Here is a 2,774-nt window from a genome sequence, read left to right as displayed (position 1 = left end):
TCGCCGCGCTCGATCGCCAGCGGCTCGGCATTGAAGGCCTCGAGCCATGCGTCGAGCGCGCCATCGGCCGCGCCGCCGAGGTCGGCCGCGCGCCATGTCAGCGGCGGCATCTCGTCGAAGTACTGCTGCCGCGGACCGCGGTAGCCGGGCACCTGCCGGATCGCCGCGCACAGCGCGCCATGGGCGCGCAGCACGCTTTCCACGGCGATGCGCAGGGCCGCGGCATCGATCGTGCCGTCTATGCCCACCGACAGCAGCAGGCGGGTCGCGCCCGCGGGCACGGCCCGTTGCTCGGCGCTCAGCGGGAAGGTGGTGTCGGAGGTGGGGGCGATGGTGCTCGTCACGCTCATGCTCCCTGCTCGTCGGCCAGGCGGGTCTCGGCCGTCGCCGGCGGCGCGCCCTCGAGCGCGGCGCGGTCGAACATCGCGCCCATCGCCACCACGATCTTGCGCGGCCCCTCGTAGGGGTCGCGCGCATGGGCCGCGAGCATGTTGTCGAGCATCACGATGTCGCCCTGCCGCCAGTCGAAGCGCACCGCGCATTCCTCGTAGACGCGGCCCACCACGGCCATGGTCTGGTCCGCGATCGGCGAGCCGTCGCCGTACATCACGTGGCGCGGCAGGCGGTCGATGCCACCCATGGCGAGCAGGTCCTCGCGCACCTGCGGCTCGAGGCAGGCCACGTGGTGCAGCTGGATCTGGTTGAAGAACACCTTCTCGCCGGTGATCGGATGGCGGATCACCGCGGGGCAGCGCGTGCGCGTCTGCAGCGTGTCCTCGTCGAGCCAGCGCCAGGCGATGCCGGCGGCGGCCAGGCGGGCCTCGACCTCCTCGCGGCGATCGGTCTTGTAGAAGTCGCGCCAGCTCACGTCCAGGCCGGGCGTGAAGGTGCGCACGTACAGCAGTTCCTTGCGCTCGAACTCGGCCACCATCTCGGCCGGCAGGCGGCGCAGCATCTCGCGGCAGTCGACGATCGGCGTGGCGCCGCCCACCGGCGAGGGCAGCTCGCAGAAGAACCACTGCTTGCGCGGCCAGCGGTCGAGGTGCGAACTCTCGTTGTGATAGAGGATCATCTGCCGCTCGGGGTACGGTGTGGAGCGGTAGGTCTTCTTGCCGCCCTCCTTCTTCGGCAGGTCGCCATAGCTGCCGTAGAGCTCGGGCTCGATGGCCTCGGCGAAGGCCTCGAAGTCCTGCGGCGTCTTCAGGCCGAAGTCGCGGAACAGCACGCCGCCATGCCTGGCGACCAGCATCTCGATGTAGTCGGCCTGGCTCCGGGCCCAGGCCACGGTGTCGAGGTCGCCGGTGGTGGCCTGCAGCACGATCGGGAATTCCGCGCCGGGCCGCAGGAAGGAGGTCTGGACCACGGGGCGCGCGGCGGCGCGCGGCGCCTCGCGGCCGGCGGCGCCACGGCCGAGCTTGTCCAGCTTGCCGAGCTTGTCCATCTTGCCGGCGGTGCCGGTGGTGCCCGTGGTGACAAGGGGTTTTGCGGTGTTCATGGTGAATCGCTCCTGCATTTGCTTGGGGGCCAGCGCATCGATGGCCTGGCCCGGTGTTGCGACGATCCGCTCCAGCAGCGCATGCCACGAAGCGGTGAACTGCTCGACGGTCTCGCGCCGGTACAGGTCCGTGGCGTACACCCACTCGACGGCGAGCGCACCGGCCTGTTCCCTGGCGAAGACCGCCAGGTCGAACTTGGATTCGTTCATCTGCTGGGGCAGCACCTCGACCTCGGCGCCTTCGATGGCGAACCGGATCTCGGGTGTGTTCTGGAGGACGAAGAGCACCTGCACCAGCGGATTGCGGTCGCGCGCGCGGCGAGCGCCGGCGAGCTCCACGATCTGGTCGAAGGGCACGTCCTGGTGGTCCATGGCGGCGAGCGCCTGCTGCTTCGTCCGCGCGAGCCATTGCCGGAAATCGACCTTCGGGTCGGCCCTGCGCGAACGCAGCGGCACGACGTTGACGAAGAAGCCCAGCAGTTGCTCGAGATCGGGATGGCCGCGTCCCGCCACGTCGGTGCCGACGACGAGGTCGTCGGCACCCGAGGCCTGGTGGAAGAACAGGAAGAAGGAGGCGAGCAGCAGCGTGAACAGCGAGGCATCGGATTCGCGCGCCAGCGCGCCCAGGGCCTGCGACAGCGCCGGCGACAGTTCGAGCAGCACCGAGTTGCCCGCGTGCGAGGCGGTGGCCGGGCGCTCGTGGTCCGGCTTCAGGCCCGAGACCTGCGGCGCGTCGCGCAGGTACGCCCGCCAGAACTCGGCCTTGGGAGCGAAGGCGGGCGAGGCCAGCGCGCGGCCGTACCACGCGGCGTAGTCCACGTACTGCACGGGCAGCGGCGCGAGCGCGAGCGGCTGGCCGCGCAGCGCGCGCTGGTAGAACTCGCCGAGCTCGCGCGCGAACACGGCAATCGACCAGCCGTCGAACACGATGTGGTGCACCACGAGCACCAGCACATGCTCGCGTTCGCCCAGGCGCACCACGGTGGCCTTGAGCAGCGGCCCCTCGGCCAGCACGAAGGGCTGGCGCACGAGCGCGTCGAACAGCGCGGCATAGCGCCGCGCGCGCACGGCCGGGTCGGCTTCGGCGATCTCGACGAGCGGAATGTCGAGCCGCTGCCCGGCGCGGATCAGCGCGGCGGGCTCGCCCTCCTCGTCCTCGGCGAACACCGTGCGCAGCACCTCGTGCCGCGCGGCGATGGCGTCGATGGCCGCGCGCAGCCGCTCGACATCGAGCGCGCCATGCAAGGCCAGCCCGGCCGACATGTTGTAGGCCGCGCGC

2 protein-coding genes are annotated in these 2,774 nt (G+C 71.2%); both read right to left on the bottom strand.

Translation table 11 applies throughout. The features are described from left to right. A partial coding sequence (locus tag AC27VN_RS38095; RefSeq protein WP_490880017.1) for a hypothetical protein occupies positions 1–350 on the bottom strand: 350 nt, incomplete at its 3' end. Next, positions 347–2,774 (bottom strand): condensation domain-containing protein (locus AC27VN_RS38090; protein ID WP_490880016.1); only part of this gene is annotated, 2,428 nt, incomplete at its 5' end. The genes AC27VN_RS38095 and AC27VN_RS38090, both read right to left, overlap by 4 nt.

Source organism: Variovorax sp. 20P10.2.4 (genome assembly GCF_058244205.1).
This window is presented reverse-complemented; position numbering and strand designations above follow the sequence as displayed.